This window comes from Bacteroides neonati (assembly GCF_000499785.1).
GTDB classification, from domain to species: Bacteria; Bacteroidota; Bacteroidia; order Bacteroidales; family Bacteroidaceae; genus Bacteroides; species Bacteroides neonati.
In genome coordinates this window covers 163,609-179,504 of the sequence record NZ_HG726028.1, presented here as the reverse complement: position 1 = coordinate 179,504, position 15,896 = coordinate 163,609, and the positions used below count along the sequence as shown (strand labels likewise).

Annotated in this window: 13 protein-coding genes; 11 read left to right on the top strand and 2 right to left on the bottom strand. The window is 42.8% G+C overall.

Annotation, left to right across the window (positions count from 1 at the left end; genetic code table 11):
• Positions 1 to 38: 38 nt before the first annotated feature.
• Complete coding sequence (locus TY03_RS20270; protein WP_042373323.1) at positions 39 to 809, bottom strand: ABC transporter ATP-binding protein; 771 nt, start codon at positions 807 to 809, stop codon at positions 39 to 41.
• Positions 806 to 1,549, bottom strand: coding sequence for an MlaE family ABC transporter permease (locus tag TY03_RS20265; RefSeq protein ID WP_042373321.1), 744 nt, complete (start codon positions 1,547 to 1,549; stop codon positions 806 to 808). Before TY03_RS20265 ends, TY03_RS20270 begins: the two co-directional genes overlap by 4 nt.
• A gap of 74 nt (positions 1,550 to 1,623) precedes the next feature.
• Here TY03_RS20265 and lptB point away from each other — a divergent pair, with 74 nt between their 5' ends.
• The 11 genes from lptB to TY03_RS20210 all read left to right on the top strand — a co-directional run bounded on the left by lptB (position 1,624) and on the right by TY03_RS20210 (position 15,889).
• A complete protein-coding gene (gene lptB / locus TY03_RS20260) occupies positions 1,624 to 2,379 on the top strand; it encodes an LPS export ABC transporter ATP-binding protein (protein ID WP_042373319.1) in 756 nt (251 codons plus the stop codon).
• 185 nt (positions 2,380 to 2,564) lie between these two features.
• Positions 2,565 to 3,920, top strand: coding sequence for a trigger factor (gene tig, locus TY03_RS20255; protein ID WP_042373317.1), 1,356 nt, complete (start codon positions 2,565 to 2,567; stop codon positions 3,918 to 3,920).
• Positions 3,921 to 4,060: 140 nt separating this feature from the next.
• Positions 4,061 to 4,723 (top strand): ATP-dependent Clp endopeptidase proteolytic subunit ClpP, encoded by a 663-nt coding sequence (gene clpP, locus TY03_RS20250; protein WP_042373315.1) that lies wholly within the window; start codon positions 4,061 to 4,063, stop codon positions 4,721 to 4,723.
• 2 nt (positions 4,724 to 4,725) lie between these two features.
• Complete coding sequence (gene clpX, locus TY03_RS20245; protein WP_042373314.1) at positions 4,726 to 5,976, top strand: ATP-dependent Clp protease ATP-binding subunit ClpX; 1,251 nt, start codon at positions 4,726 to 4,728, stop codon at positions 5,974 to 5,976.
• Positions 5,977 to 6,150: 174 nt separating this feature from the next.
• Complete coding sequence (gene recQ / locus TY03_RS20240) at positions 6,151 to 8,331, top strand: DNA helicase RecQ (protein WP_042373312.1); 2,181 nt, start codon at positions 6,151 to 6,153, stop codon at positions 8,329 to 8,331.
• A gap of 86 nt (positions 8,332 to 8,417) precedes the next feature.
• The gene (gene guaB / locus TY03_RS20235; protein ID WP_042373310.1) at positions 8,418 to 9,893 is read left to right on the top strand and encodes an IMP dehydrogenase; all 1,476 of its coding nucleotides are present in this window, start codon (positions 8,418 to 8,420) and stop codon (positions 9,891 to 9,893) included.
• A gap of 166 nt (positions 9,894 to 10,059) precedes the next feature.
• Positions 10,060 to 11,610, top strand: a complete 1,551-nt coding sequence (locus tag TY03_RS20230) for a peptidylprolyl isomerase (RefSeq protein ID WP_042373308.1) — start codon at positions 10,060 to 10,062, stop codon at positions 11,608 to 11,610.
• A 59-nt stretch (positions 11,611 to 11,669) separates the two neighbouring features.
• A complete protein-coding gene (locus tag TY03_RS20225) occupies positions 11,670 to 12,515 on the top strand; it encodes a hypothetical protein (RefSeq protein WP_042373306.1) in 846 nt (281 codons plus the stop codon).
• Between the two features lie 9 nt (positions 12,516 to 12,524).
• Positions 12,525 to 13,892: a peptidylprolyl isomerase gene (locus TY03_RS20220; RefSeq protein WP_042373304.1), complete on the top strand. Its 1,368-nt coding sequence runs from the start codon at positions 12,525 to 12,527 to the stop codon at positions 13,890 to 13,892.
• A 26-nt stretch (positions 13,893 to 13,918) separates the two neighbouring features.
• Complete coding sequence (locus tag TY03_RS20215; protein WP_042373301.1) at positions 13,919 to 15,586, top strand: OstA-like protein; 1,668 nt, start codon at positions 13,919 to 13,921, stop codon at positions 15,584 to 15,586.
• Positions 15,587 to 15,589: 3 nt separating this feature from the next.
• The gene (locus TY03_RS20210) at positions 15,590 to 15,889 is read left to right on the top strand and encodes a hypothetical protein (RefSeq protein WP_042373299.1); all 300 of its coding nucleotides are present in this window, start codon (positions 15,590 to 15,592) and stop codon (positions 15,887 to 15,889) included.
• Positions 15,890 to 15,896: the final 7 nt, after the last annotated feature.

Here is a 15,896-nt window from a genome sequence, read left to right as displayed (position 1 = left end):
TGGATGCGCTTTTTTATTGAATGCCGGCAGGTATCGTATCAGCCTTCCATGTTTTGTATTTCGACATCTTTTACTTTTCGAAGCAAATCGGATGCAAATATAAAATCGTTTAATCGCTTATTGGTAGAAGTAAAGATATCATCTTTGGTGCCCTCCCACTCTTTACTGCCTTCGTATATATAAATGATTTTCTCACCGATACCCAATACCGAATTCATGTCGTGGGTGTTAATGATAGTCGTCATGTTATATTCTCTCGTGATGTCTTGTATTAACTCATCAATCACAAGAGAGGTTTTGGGGTCTAATCCGGAGTTGGGCTCATCACAAAAGAGGTATTGAGGGTTTAGTGCAATAGCACGGGCTATGGCCACACGCTTTTGCATACCGCCACTTATTTCGCCCGGGAACTTGTCGGCAGCTTCGGTCAGGTTAACACGGTCAATACAGAAACGAGCACGCTGTGTACGTTCGCGAAGTGTATCATTGCTGAACATGTTCAGTGGGAACATCACATTGTCGAGTACCGACATCGAATCAAAAAGTGCTGCACTTTGAAAAATCATTCCCATCTCGCGACGCAATTGTTTCTTTTCGTTTTTGCCCATCGATAGGAAATTGCGTGTATCATAAAGCAGTTCTCCCTTTTCGGGTACCAATAGGCCAACAATGCATTTCATCAACACGGTTTTCCCCGATCCACTCTGTCCGATAATCAAGTTGGTCTTTCCATTTTCAAAAGTGGCATTGATATCCTTTAATACTGCTTTGCCATCGAACGATTTATAGAGTTTTTTTATTTCAATCATCCCATTAAAAGTTTAGTTAATACGAGGTCGGCAAATAAAATCAATACACTACTGGATACAACTGCGTCCGTCGACGCTTTTCCTACTTCTATCGAACCGCCACCTACGGTATAACCGAAGAAAGCCGATACACTAGAGATAATAAAAGCGAAAAAGAGTGATTTGATAATTCCACACCAAACGAACCATTCCACAAACATATACTGCAAACCGTATTCAAGATTGGTTGCTGTCATGATTCCTCCAAACCAACAAGTGGCAAAGGCTCCTATGATTCCGGCAAAGATGCTAAATGTAACCAGGATAGGGATGGTGGTGACCATTGCTGCTATTTTAGGGAGGATTAAGTAATTGGCCGAATTGACTCCCATGATTTCGAGTGCATCGATTTGTTGTGTTACCCGCATAGTGCCCAACTCTGAGGCAATATTCGATCCAACTTTACCGGCCAAAATTAAACACATGATGGAGGATGAGAACTCCAATAGCATAATTTCACGTGTTACATAACCTACAGTCCACCGGGGCATCCATGGGCTTTCGATATTCAGCTTGATTTGAATGGTGATAACTGCTCCGATAAAAAATGAAATCAATAGTACAATTCCAATAGAGTTTACCCCGAGTTGCTCTATCTCGTTTAGGTATTGCCGGAAAAACATGCGCATTCGCTCAGGACGCGAAAATGTACGTCCCATGAGCATCATGTATCGCCCGACCGTTCTTAATGCTTTAATCATATCCTTGTATTTTATCTGCAAATGTACATTATTTCGGCTTATTTGTGCTATATTTGCCGCAAAATAACAAAGATATGGAAGAAAGCAAGATGGTGCTTCGTACCGAAGACTTGGTGAAGAAGTACGGTAAGCGTACTGTAGTAAGCCACGTTTCCATCAATGTGAAACAGGGTGAAATCGTAGGATTGCTGGGGCCGAATGGTGCCGGTAAAACCACTTCATTTTATATGACGGTGGGCTTGATTACCCCTAACGAAGGCCGTATCTTCTTGGACGACTTGGAAATAACTCATTATCCGGTATATAAGCGAGCTCAAACCGGTATTGGTTATTTGGCGCAAGAGGCATCCGTTTTCCGCCAAATGAGTGTGGAGGATAATATCGCTTCTGTGCTCGAGATGACCAAGCAGTCGAAAGAATATCAGAAGGATAAGCTTGAAAGCCTTATTGCCGAGTTCCGTTTGCAAAAAGTACGTAAGAATAAGGGAAATCAACTTTCGGGTGGTGAACGTCGTCGAACCGAGATTGCAAGATGTCTGGCTATCGACCCTAAATTTATTATGCTCGACGAACCCTTTGCCGGTGTCGATCCAATTGCCGTAGAAGACATTCAGCAGATTGTGTGGAAGCTGAAAGATAAAAATATTGGTATTCTGATTACCGACCACAATGTGCAGGAAACACTGAGTATTACCGATCGTGCATACTTGTTATTTGAAGGGAAAATTCTTTTCCAAGGAACCCCCGAAGAGCTATCAGAAAATAAGATCGTTCGAGAGAAGTATTTGAGTAACAGCTTTGTACTTCGTCGTAAAGAGTTTCAATTGTAAAAAGGTGTGTTAGTCGATAAAATCATTTTGTTCCGTCGATAAATGGGTGTTTGATATAAGGTGCTTTATATCTCTTTCTCCGTGAAATAATTCCCCCCGTTTTTTTGATAATTGAAAGATTAACACTAATTTTGCGTCCTCATTATAATTATAGAATAGTATAAATCAAATAAATAATTGTCAGAATGAACGTTTCATTACAAAACATTGACAAAGTAAGCGCGTTGCTTACAGTAAAGCTTGAAAAGGCAGATTATCAAGAGCAAGTAGATAAATCGTTGAAGTCATTTCGCCAGAAAGCTCAGATTCCGGGCTTTCGTAAAGGAATGGTTCCAATGAGTTTGGTGAAGAAGATGTATGGTAAATCTGTTGTTGCCGAAGAGGTAAACAAGCTGCTTTCAGAACAAGTATACGGATACATCAAAGATAATAACTTAAACATTCTGGGCGAGCCGTTGCCTAACGAAGACAAACAACCCGAAATCGACTTTGACACTATGGAAGAGTTCGAATTCTTGTTTGATATCGCTTTGGCTCCTGAATTTAAAGCTGAAATCGGTGCTAACGATGCAATTGACTTCTACGACATCGAAGTGTCTGACGAGATGGTAAACAACCAGGTAAAGGCTTATACTCAACGTAACGGTAAATACGATCAGGTGGCTTCTTACGAAGATAGAGATATGCTGAAAGGCTTGATCGCAGAACTGGATGAGAATGGCAGCACGAAAGAAGGTGGTATTCAAGTAGAAGGTGCTACATTGATGCCTGCTTACATGAAAAGTGACGAGCAAAAAGCAATCTTTACCGGAGCAAAGGTTAATGATGTATTGGTTTTCAATCCGTTCATCGCTTTTGATGGAAATGCTGCTGAGATGGCATCATTGCTGAAAATCGAAAAAGATGCAACAATGGGTGTGAAGGGTAACTTTAGCTTCCAGGTTGAAGAGATCACTCGCTTCGTTGAAGGCGAATTGAATCAAGAAATTTTTGACCAAGTATTTGGCGAAGGTGTAGTAAAGACCGAAGAAGAGTTTCTTGCTAAAGTAAAAGAGGGATTGGCTGCTCAGTTAGTTGCCGATAGCGACTATAAATTCTTGATCGATGCTCGTAAGGCGTTGGTAGAAAAAGTGGGTAAGCTGGAATTCCCCGAAGCATTGCTTAAGCGTATCATGCTTCTTAACAACAAAGAAAAAGGCGAAGAATATGTAGCTGAAAACTTTGATCGTAGCATTGAGGAGCTGACTTGGCACTTAATTAAAGAGCAGTTGGTTAAGGATAATGAGATCAAAGTAGAAGAGAGTGACGTGATCGCTATGGCTAAGGACGTAACTAAGGCTCAATTCGCTCAGTATGGTATGATGACCGTACCCGATGATATTCTTGAGAACTATGCCAAAGAGATGTTGAAGAAGAAAGAAAGCATCGATGGTCTGGTAAGCCGCGTGGTTGAAGTGAAACTGGCTGCTGCACTGAAAGATAAAGTCAAATTGACTCACAAAACGATTTCATTGGAAGACTTCAATAAGATGTTTGAATAATCTTTCGACTTGATAAGGACATAAAGTCACAGAAACACAGAGTTTTTATAAAATTATAACTCTGTGTTTTTTTGTGTCTCTGTGTTCTTTTTTGTTTCTTTGCATTTGCATAATTAATTAAATAAGAAAAGACCCTAACAATGGAAGATTTTAGAAAATATGCAACCAAGCATTTAGGAATGAATAGCATGGTGCTTGACGATGTGATCAGATCGCAAGGCGGATATTTGAATCCTTATATTCTTGAAGAAAGACAACTGAATGTAACCCAGCTGGATGTATTCTCACGTTTGATGATGGATCGTATCATTTTCCTCGGTACGCAGATCGATGACTATACCGCAAATACTTTGCAGGCACAGTTGCTTTATCTTGATTCGGTAGATCCAGGTAAAGATATCTCCATTTATATTAATTCTCCCGGTGGTTCGGTATATGCCGGATTAGGTATCTATGACACCATGCAGTTTATCAGCAGTGACGTGGCTACTATCTGTACAGGTATGGCTGCTTCGATGGCTTCTGTTTTACTGGTAGCAGGAACCGAAGGTAAACGCTCGGCTCTTAAGCACTCTCGTGTGATGATTCATCAGCCGATGGGTGGTGCTCAGGGGCAAGCTTCGGATATTGAGATCACAGCGCGTGAGATTATGAAGATCAAGAAAGAACTTTATACAATTATTGCCGATCACTCTCATACTGATTTTGATAAAGTGTGGGCCGATTCGGACCGTGACTATTGGATGACTGCTGAAGAAGCGAAAGCATATGGCATGGTAGATGAAGTGTTGATTAAAAAATAAAAATGGCAGATTCAAAAACAAATAAAAATAAGTGTAGCTTTTGTGGCCGTTCAGAGAGTGAGGTAGGCTTCCTCATTACAGGAATGAATGGTTATATTTGTGATAGCTGTGCTACACAGGCTTATGAGATTACTCAGGAAGCTATGGGCATAGGCCAAAAGAGCACAGGCAAAGGCACTAACCTAAACCTGAAAGAGTTGCCTAAACCGGTTGAGATCAAGAAATTCCTTGATCAATACATTATTGGGCAAACCGATGCAAAACGTTTCCTTTCCGTTTCGGTTTACAATCACTACAAACGACTTTTGCAGAAAGACGGAGGTGATGATGTCGAGATTGAAAAATCCAACATTATCATGGTAGGAAGTACAGGAACCGGAAAAACATTATTGGCACGTACTATTGCTAAGTTATTGCATGTTCCGTTTACAATTGTAGATGCAACAGTGCTTACGGAAGCTGGTTACGTAGGTGAAGATATTGAAAGTATTCTAACCCGTCTGCTACAGGTGGCCGACTATAATGTTGCTGAAGCCGAACAAGGCATTGTGTTTATTGACGAAATTGATAAGATAGCTCGCAAGGGCGATAACCCTTCTATTACGCGTGATGTAAGTGGTGAAGGTGTGCAGCAAGGCTTGTTGAAGTTGCTCGAAGGGTCTGTTGTCAATGTACCCCCTCAGGGAGGGCGTAAACATCCCGATCAGAAGATGATTCCCGTCAATACAAAGAATATCCTCTTTATTTGCGGTGGTGCCTTCGATGGTATTGAAAAGAAAATCGCTCAGCGCCTCAATACTCATGTGGTGGGTTACAATGCATCTCAAAAATCAGCGGCTATTGATAAAAACAATATGATGCAATATATTGCTCCGCAAGATTTGAAATCATTCGGCCTAATACCCGAAATCATTGGGCGTTTACCTGTATTGACTTATTTGAATCCTTTGGATCGAATGGCTTTGCGTGCTATTTTGACTGAGCCCAAAAACTCAATCATCAAACAGTATGTGAAACTGTTTGAGATGGATGGTGTAGCATTGACTTTCGAAGACGCCGTTTATGAGTATATTGTAGATAAAGCTGTAGAATATAAGCTTGGTGCTCGTGGCCTGCGCTCAATCGTGGAGACGATTATGATGGATGTCATGTTCGAAATACCTTCAGAAGATAAGAAAGAGTACGAAGTGACGTTGGAATATGCAAAAACTCAACTTGATAAAGCGAATCTTGCGAGATTGCAAACAGCTTAAAATCAAATGGTAAGAGTAACGGTGATGTGTGTGCTTATTTTTTCTTGAAAAATATTAGTCGGATTATGCTTGATATTTAAGAAGTTGTTTCTAACTTTGTTAGAGCACTACAATAAAGCTAGTGTTCTTCTTTAGTTAAAATCAGAAACTGAACCAAACAACCTATAAATTAAGATGGCGGGAAAGATTAATTTGACAGAACAACTGAAAAAGTATTTTGGATTTGATAAATTCAAGGGAAACCAGGAAGCAATCATTCATAATCTGCTTGACGGCGGTGATACTTTTGTGCTGATGCCAACCGGTGGAGGAAAATCTTTATGCTATCAGTTGCCCTCATTGTTGATGGAAGGTACGGCAATTGTTATCTCTCCATTGATTGCTTTGATGAAGAATCAGGTAGATGCGATGCGTAACTTCAGCGAAGTAGACGGCATAGCGCATTTTATCAACTCCTCATTGAATAAAGGAGCAATCGATCAGGTGAAGTCGGATATACTGGCAGGTAAAACAAAACTGTTATATGTGGCTCCCGAATCACTGACTAAAGAAGAGAATGTCGAATTCTTGCGATCGGTGAAGATCTCTTTTTATGCTGTCGATGAAGCTCATTGTATCTCCGAGTGGGGGCATGACTTCCGTCCGGAATACCGCCGGATTCGTCCGATTATTAATGAGATTGGGAAAGCGCCACTTATTGCATTGACTGCTACGGCAACCCCGAAGGTTCAGCACGATATTCAGAAAAATCTGGGAATGATTGATGCCAAGGTATTTAAGTCATCATTCAATCGCCCCAATCTTTATTACGAGGTACGTGCCAAAACAGCTAATGTGGATCGAGATATCATTAAGTTTCTTAAGAGTAACCCGGAGAAATCATGTATTATTTATTGCTTGAGCCGGAAGAAAGTAGAAGAGCTTGCTGAAATTCTTAAAGCTAATGGCATTAATGCCCGTGCCTATCATGCCGGTATGGACTCTGCAACAAGAACTCAAAATCAGGATGACTTCCTGATGGAGAAGATTGATGTAATTGTAGCTACCATTGCATTTGGTATGGGGATTGATAAACCCGATGTGCGAACAGTAATTCACTATGATATTCCGAAGAGCCTGGAAGGCTATTATCAAGAAACAGGCCGCGCCGGCAGAGATGGGGGCGAAGGTCAATGCATCACCTTTTATACCAACAAAGACCTGCAGAAGCTAGAGAAGTTTATGCAAGGTAAACCTGTGGCAGAACAGGAAATTGGCAAGCAGCTTCTGTTGGAAACAGCTGCCTATGCCGAATCCTCCGTTTGCCGCCGAAAGACGTTATTACACTATTTCGGAGAAGAGTACACGGAGGAAAATTGTGGAAATTGTGACAACTGTTTAAACCCTAAAAAACAAGTGGAGGCTCAAGAATTATTGTGTGCTGTGATTGAGGCAATCATAGCGGTGAAAGAAAACTTTAAGGCAGATTATATAATAGATATCTTACAAGGTAAGGAAACTTCCGAAGTGCAGGCGCATTTACATGAAGATCTGGAAGTATTTGGTTCAGGAATGGGCGAAGAGGATAAAACCTGGAATGCTGTGATTCGTCAGGCATTGATTGCGGGTTATCTGAGTAAAGATGTTGAGAACTATGGACTGTTAAAGGTAACGGATGAAGGACATAAGTTCCTGAAAAAGCCGAAATCATTTAAAATTACCGAAGATAACGATTTTGATGAAGTAGAAGAGGAAGCACCGGCCCGAGGCGGAGGTTCTTGTGCGGTCGATCCTGCACTTTACTCTATGTTGAAAGATTTGAGGAAGAAGCTTTCTAAGAAACTGGAAGTTCCCCCTTATGTGATTTTTCAAGATCCGTCACTTGAAGCTATGGCGACTATCTATCCGGTTACGTTAGACGAACTGCAGAATATCCCGGGTGTAGGTGCCGGAAAGGCCAAACGTTATGGCGAAGAGTTCTGTAAACTGATCAAACGTCATTGTACCGAAAATGAGATAGAACGTCCCGAAGACTTACGGGTACGCACGGTGGCCAATAAGTCGAAAATGAAAGTGTCTATCATTCAGGCAATTGACCGTAAGGTCGCGCTCGATGATATTGCCCTTTCAAAAGGAATTGAATTTGGCGATTTACTCGATGAAGTAGAAGCAATCGTTTATTCGGGCACAAAGCTCAATATCGACTATTTCTTAGATGAAATCATGGACGAAGATCACCTGTTGGATATTTATGACTATTTCAAAGAATCGACTACCGATAAGATAGAGGATGCGCTCAGTGAGCTGGGCGATGAGTTTACCGAAGAAGAGGTTCGGTTGGTTCGTATCAAGTTTATCTCGGAAATGGCTAATTAAAAAAGCGAAAAAAACTTGCGTGCAAGTATACGGAATGAATAAAAAAACGTATATTTGCACGCAATAAATTTTAAACGCATAGCCCTATGTCATTTATTGCTGATAAGATTGTAATGGACGGATTAACGTATGATGACGTCCTTTTGATCCCCGCTTATTCTGAAGTATTGCCCCGCACTGTCGAACTCTCGACAAAGTTTTCAAAAAACATTGAGTTGAAGGTACCATTCGTGACCGCTGCTATGGACACTGTTACCGAAGCTAAAATGGCTATCGCTATTGCCCGTGAAGGGGGAATTGGGGTCATTCATAAAAACATGTCTATTCAGGAGCAGGCAAAGCAAGTTGCCATCGTGAAGCGTGCCGAAAACGGTATGATTTATGATCCTATCACAATCAAACAGGGATCTACTGTACGCGAAGCCCTCGCTTTGATGGCCGAGTATAAAATTGGTGGTATTCCTGTAGTCGATGACGAGCGTTATCTGGTGGGCATTGTGACCAATCGTGACCTTCGTTTCGAGCGCAACATGGACAAGCATATTGATGAGGTTATGACCAAGGAGAATTTGGTTACGACCAATCAATCGACCGACTTGGAGGCTGCCTCGCAAATACTTCAGCATTATAAGATAGAAAAACTGCCTGTACTTGGCAAAGATGGCAAACTTATCGGATTGGTTACCTATAAAGATATTACCAAGGCAAAAGATAAACCGATGGCGTGCAAAGATGCCAAAGGCCGTTTGCGTGTGGCTGCCGGTGTGGGTGTAACTGCCGATACCTTCGAACGCATGCAGGCATTGGTTGATGCAGGTGCTGATGCCATTGTTATCGATACTGCTCACGGACATTCTAAGGGAGTGATCGATGCTTTGCGTGAAGCTAAGAAGCGTTTCTCGCATATCGATATTATTGTAGGCAATATTGCTACCGGCGAAGCTGCCAAGGCTTTGGTCGAAGCAGGTGCCGATGGTGTAAAGGTGGGTATCGGTCCCGGTTCTATCTGTACCACTCGTGTTGTTGCCGGTGTTGGTGTTCCTCAACTGTCTGCCGTATATGAAGTGGCAAAGGCATTGAAAGGCACAGGCATTCCATTGATTGCCGATGGTGGTCTTCGCTATTCGGGTGATGTTGTTAAAGCACTTGCTGCCGGAGGATATTCGGTGATGATCGGTTCATTGGTTGCCGGAACCGAAGAGAGTCCCGGCGAAACCATCATTTTTAACGGACGTAAGTTTAAATCTTATCGTGGCATGGGATCGCTCGAAGCGATGGAAAATGGTTCGAAAGACCGTTACTTCCAAAGCGGTGAGGTCGATGTAAAGAAGCTTGTTCCCGAAGGAATCGCTGCTCGTGTCCCCTATAAAGGTACGTTGTTTGAGGTTATCTATCAGCTAACCGGTGGTTTGCGTGCAGGTATGGGCTACTGTGGTGCCGCGAATATCGAGAAACTGCACGATGCTAAGTTTACGCGTATCACCAATGCCGGTGTGATGGAGAGTCACCCGCACGATGTAACGATTACTAGCGAATCGCCTAACTATAGCCGTCCCGAGTAAGCATACGGCTCTTTTATACTTTTAGGCACGGATTGTTCAGATGTACGGAGATTCTTTAACGAAGCCGTTTCTTGTCTGTGCAATCCGTGCCTATTTACTTTATGTTTGATACAATTTTTTTTGCTTTCTGTCGTTTAGTAACCATATTATCAAAAGAAATAGCTGCATGAAAATAACCTTGCTTTTATTGATCACCTGCTTCTCGAATTTATTTGCTTCTGCGCAACCAGATCCTGTACTGATGCGGATTAACGGCAAAGACATTCTCCGTTCCGAGTTCGAATACAGCTACAATAAGAGCCGTTCGCTGTCCGCTTTATCCCCCCAACCATCGACTGAGTATGTCGATTCCTTCGTCAACGCTAAGCTGAAAGTAGATCAAGCTCAGAAAATGGGAATTGATACCACCGATGCCTTTCGTCAGAAACTGGCAGGCTATCGTGCAAAACTGGTTCGAACCTATCTCACTGATACAAAAGAGGAGGAGCAAACTGCCCGTCGCCTTTATGATGAAATGAAAACCAATGGGCGTGCCGAACAAGTACAACTCATGCATATATTCAAGTATCTTCCACAAACACTTACACCCAGTCGCATTCGTGAAGCAGATCTGTTGATGGATTCGCTTTATAAGGCGTTGACAGCTCCTGTTCCCGTTCGCTTTTCGGATTGTGTTGCGAAATATTCCGACGATAAGAAACCCTTCTGGGTGGGTTGGTTAGAGACTCCCGAGGAATTTGAGAAAGTCGCTTTTTCTTTGCCAAAGGGGAGTATTTCTCAACCCTTTTATACGCCTCAAGGGATACATATTGTGAAAGTTCTTGACCGGAAAGAGATGCCTTCGTTTACAGAGATGCGCAGTGATATTGAACACCGTCTGGCTTATCGGCAGGAGCGTGATAAAGAGGTTCAAGCCTTGATCTCAAAACTTAAAAGCACATATAATTATACTCCCGTTAATGCTGCTATTGAAGAACTCTTTTCGAAAGGCGAAACGACTCAACCCCTTTTTGCACTCAATGGAAAAACCTTTACCGGGAGTGATTTCAAGCACTTTGCTATCTCTTATCCACGAGCTATTCAAAAACAGTTCAATGCCTTTGTTCTAAAAACAATTCTTGATTGCGAAAACGATCAGCTCGAGCAAAAATATCCCACATTCAATCTTCTCATGCAAGAATACAAAGAGAGATTGCTGTTGTCCGAAATACGGAACCGCGAAGCATGGAATCAAGCGCCCACCGATGAGGTTGCTTTAGCTGCTTATTTCAAAGCACATCAATCGCACTACCACTGGGATACTCCCCGGTATAAAGGCGCTGTGCTTCACTGCATTGATAAGAGAAGTGCGAAATATGTACGCAAAAGACTAAAGAAGTTGCCCCAGAATAAATGGGCTGAATGTGTTGAACAAACCTTTCGAACTTCTTCGGGGATGAATGTGCGGATGGAACAAGGCGTTTTTGCTTTGGGCGATAATCCTTTTGTAGATAAACTGGTGTTCAAGAAGTCGGTTAATTTACCCTCTGTAGAGTCCTATCCTTTTACCGTGGTGGTAGGCCAGAAACAGAAAGGCCCCGATAGTTATAGGGAGGTCTATGAGCAGTTATTAGCCGATTACCAAAACTTCTGCGAGAACCTTTGGATCAAGCGTTTACGCGCATCTGCTAAGGTTGAAATAAACCAAGAGGTTTTAAAAACAGTTAATAATCACTGATGCAATCAATTATTACACTATCTTCGTACCTTAAAACTTAAGTATAATTCAGTTTGACAATGCGAATAACAGGCTTTCTACTGATTTCTCTTCTTTGCTGTGTGTCGTGTGCCGAGAAACAGGATCATGGCGGGCAGACTCCTTTGGTAGAAGTTGATGGAAACTTTCTCTACAAAGAAGACCTGCAAGCAGTGCTTCCGGTAGGGATATCCAAAGACGACAGTCTTCTCTTTGCCGAGCATTACATTCGTAATTGGGCCGAGGAGATGTTACTTTATGCGAAAGCCGAAAGCAATATTCCCGATAACGTTGAGATTGATCGCTTGGTTGAAAACTATCGAAAAGCATTGATCATGCATACCTATCAGCAGCAGCTTATCAGCCAGAAGCTTTCCGAGGAGATTCCGGAACAGGAACTGACCGATTTTTATAATAACAACCAAGAGCTGTTCAAACTTGCCCATCCGCTTGTCAAAGGCTTGTTTATTAAAGTACCGATTACTGCTCCGCAAATAGCCAATGTGCGCAAATGGTATAAGAGTGATGCTCGCGAGGCGGTCGATCATCTCGAGAAGTACAGCCTTCAGAATGCCGTAAAGTACGAGTACTTTTATGATAAATGGGTGCCTATAGCCGATGTGCTTGATCTTCTTCCAATGAAGGAGCCCGATCCCGAGGCTTATGTAAACAAGAACCGACGTATAGAACTGAAAGATACAGCTTTCTACTATTTCCTTCATGTGTCCGATTATCGGGCAAAGGGAGAACAAGAACCGTACGAACTTGCCTTATCAAAGGTAAAAGACATGTTGATCAATAGAAAGCAGATTGATTTTATGAAGCAAGTAAAAAGCGATTTGTATCAACGCGCGATAGATAAAAAGAAGATTATATACAATTATTAAATACAAAGAATGAAGAAGTTTGTGAACTTTAAATTTGTTGTTTTATTTGCCTTAACACTGGCTGCCAGTGTGGCAACATACGGACAGGACAATGTGATTGACGAAGTAGTTTGGGTGGTAGGCGACGAAGCTATTCTGAAATCGGATGTAGAAGAGGCTCGTTTGGCATCTCTTCAGGAAGGGCGTAAATTTGACGGTGATCCGTATTGTGTGATACCCGAAGAGTTGGCCGTACAAAAGCTGTTTCTTCATCAGGCAGTGCTGGATAGTATTGAAGTATCCGAATCGGAGATTCTTCAGCGTGTTGACATGATGACCAATCAATACATTCAGGCCATCGGTTCTAAAGAAAAGATGGAAGAGTATTTTAAGAAGACGTCAACTCAGATTCGCGAAACACTACGCGAGAATGCTCGCAACGGACTCATCATTCAGAAGATGCAGCAGAAGCTGGTAGGCGATGTCAAAGTAACACCTGCCGAAGTGCGTCGTTACTTCAAAGACCTTCCCCAAGACAGTATTCCTTATGTGCCTACTCAGGTAGAGGTACAGATCATCACACAGCAACCCAAGATTCCACTTTCCGAAATTGAAGACGTGAAAAGCCGCTTACGTGACTATACCGAACGTGTGAACAAAGGTGAGATTGACTTCTCTACCCTTGCCCGTCTCTACTCTGAGGACAAAGGGTCGGCTCTGCGTGGCGGTGAACTCGGTTTTATGGGAAAGGGGCAGTTGGTGCCCGAATATGCCAACGTGGCTTTCAACCTGCAAGATCCTAAAAAGGTATCTAAGATTGTTGAGTCTGAATTCGGATTTCACATCATTCAGTTGATCGAAAAGCGAGGCGACCGTATCAACACCCGCCACATTCTTCTTAAGCCCAATGTTGCTTTCAAAGATTTGGCTGCTGCCAGTGCTAAGCTCGACTCTATTGCCGATGATATCCGTGCCGATAAGTTCTCTTTCGATCAGGCTGCATCCGTACTCTCTCACGATAAAGATACCCGCAACAATCATGGTTTGATGCCTAACCCCGAGAATGCTACCTCTAAATTCGAGATGCAACAACTTCCGCAAGAGATTGCCAAGGTGGTCGACAAACTAAACGTAGGCGAAATATCCAAAGCCTTCACGATGGTTAATCAGAAGGATGGAAAAGAGGTTTGTGCCATTGTGAAGTTGAAAAACCGTATCAACGGCCATAAAGCCACTATCTCTGAAGATTATCAGAACCTGAAAGAAATCGTAGTCGACCAACGTCGTGATGAGATGTTGCAAAAGTGGATTCTTGATAAACAGAAACACACCTATGTGCGCATCAACGAGAACTGGAAAAAATGCGATTTCAAATATCCGGGTTGGATTAAGGATTGATTTCTACTAACAGCTTTATAGTTTATATGCTGAAGAAAAATAAGAAAACAAGTTTCCAAAACAGGCATAGATTCCTCCTTGTGGGGTGTCTGTGCCTGTTTGGCGTATGTCTTTTAGGGGCGAGAGATCAGAAACCTACCGATAAAAAGACAAATAAAAAGACCAAAGTCGACCTCTTGCATGCCGATCGCGGACAAGCCGACAAGGCCGCTCGTCCCGATGTTCAGGTATTGATTGGTTCGGTCAAGATGCGTCATGACAGCATGTATATGTATTGTGATAGCGCACTGATTTTTGAGAAAACCAACTCCTTCGAGGCGTTTAGCAACGTGCGTATGGAGCAAGGCGATACGCTGTTCATCTATGGCGATTACCTCTATTATGACGGTATGACCCAGCTTGCCCAATTGCGAGGAAACGTAAAGATGATCAATCGCAACACCACTTTGCTTACCGATAGCTTAAATTACGATCGTCTGTACGATTTGGGTTACTATTTCGAAGGCGGTACACTGATGGACGAAGAAAACGTGCTTACCTCCGATTGGGGCGAGTACAGTCCGGCAACCAAAGTATCGGTGTTCAACCACGACGTGAAGTTGGTCAACCCGAAGTTTATCCTTACCTCGGACACGTTGAAGTATAATACCGACACGAAGTTGGCTACCATCCTTGGCCCTTCGGATATTATGAGCGATGCCAATCATATTTATTCCGAACGCGGCTTCTATAACACCACTACCGGGCAGGCCGAATTGATGGATCGCTCGGTGCTTACCAACGAAGGAAAAAAACTTGTGGGCGATAGTCTTTATTACGACCGTACCGCCGGTTATGGCGAAGCTTTCGAAAACGTGGTGATGAACGATACCATTAATAAAAATATGCTTACCGGCGACTATTGCTATTACAACGAACTCACCGATAGTGCTTTTGCCACGAAGCGTGCCGTAGCCGTTGATTATTCGCAAGGCGACAGCCTGTTTATGCATGCCGATACGCTGATGATGGTCACTTATGCCATCGATACCGATTCTATGTTTCGGGAGATGCGAGCTTACCACAAGGTACGCATGTATCGTACCGATGTGCAAGGCATTTGCGACTCGCTTGTCTACAACTCCAAAGACTCCTGCATGACCATGTATCGTGATCCTGTACTTTGGAACGAAGGTCAGCAACTGCTCGGCGAGGAGATCAAAGTATACATGAACGATAGTACCATTGATTGGGCACATATCATCAATCAGGCACTTACCGTCGAGATGAAAGACTCGGTTCATTACAACCAAATTTCCGGAAAGGAGATCAAAGCCTTTTTCGAAAATGGCGAGATGCGCAAGGTAGATGTCATAGCCAATGTGTTGGTTGTTTTCTATCCTGTCGATGAGAAAGACAGTACGATGATCGGTATGAATACCTCTGAGACCAGTTTGCTCAATATGTATCTGAAAGACCGTAAGATGGAGAAAATGGTGATGAGCCCCAAATCCAACGGCGTGCTTTATCCGATGGATCAGATTCCGCCCGATAAGATGAAGCTGCCTACGTTTGTCTGGTTCGATTATCTTCGGCCGCTAAGTAAAGAAGACATCTTTGTCTGGAAGGCGAAGAAAGCCGGCGAAACATTACGTAAGTCCAGCCGAAAACCAGTATCTTCGTCCAAACGAGAATTAATTAATAAAGGAAAGTAGTTTATGGGAATGTTTAGTAGTATGAAGAAACCGCGTCGTTTCAACCATCAATATATTTATGTTGACGAGCGGAAAGAGAAACTCACCAAGATGGAAGAAGACGCCAAGCGCGATCTGGGCATGCTTCCCGAAAAGGAGTTCTCGCCCGAAGATATTCGGGGCAAGTTCATCGAAGGCACTACCCACCTTCGGCGTCGCAAACAGAGTGGACGCCGCCCGGTTCACTTCGGTGTTATCCTGATCATTATTGGGCTGCTTCTCTTTCTCTGGCATTATCTCCAGACCGGAAGCTGGAGTTTTTAAATTCGAT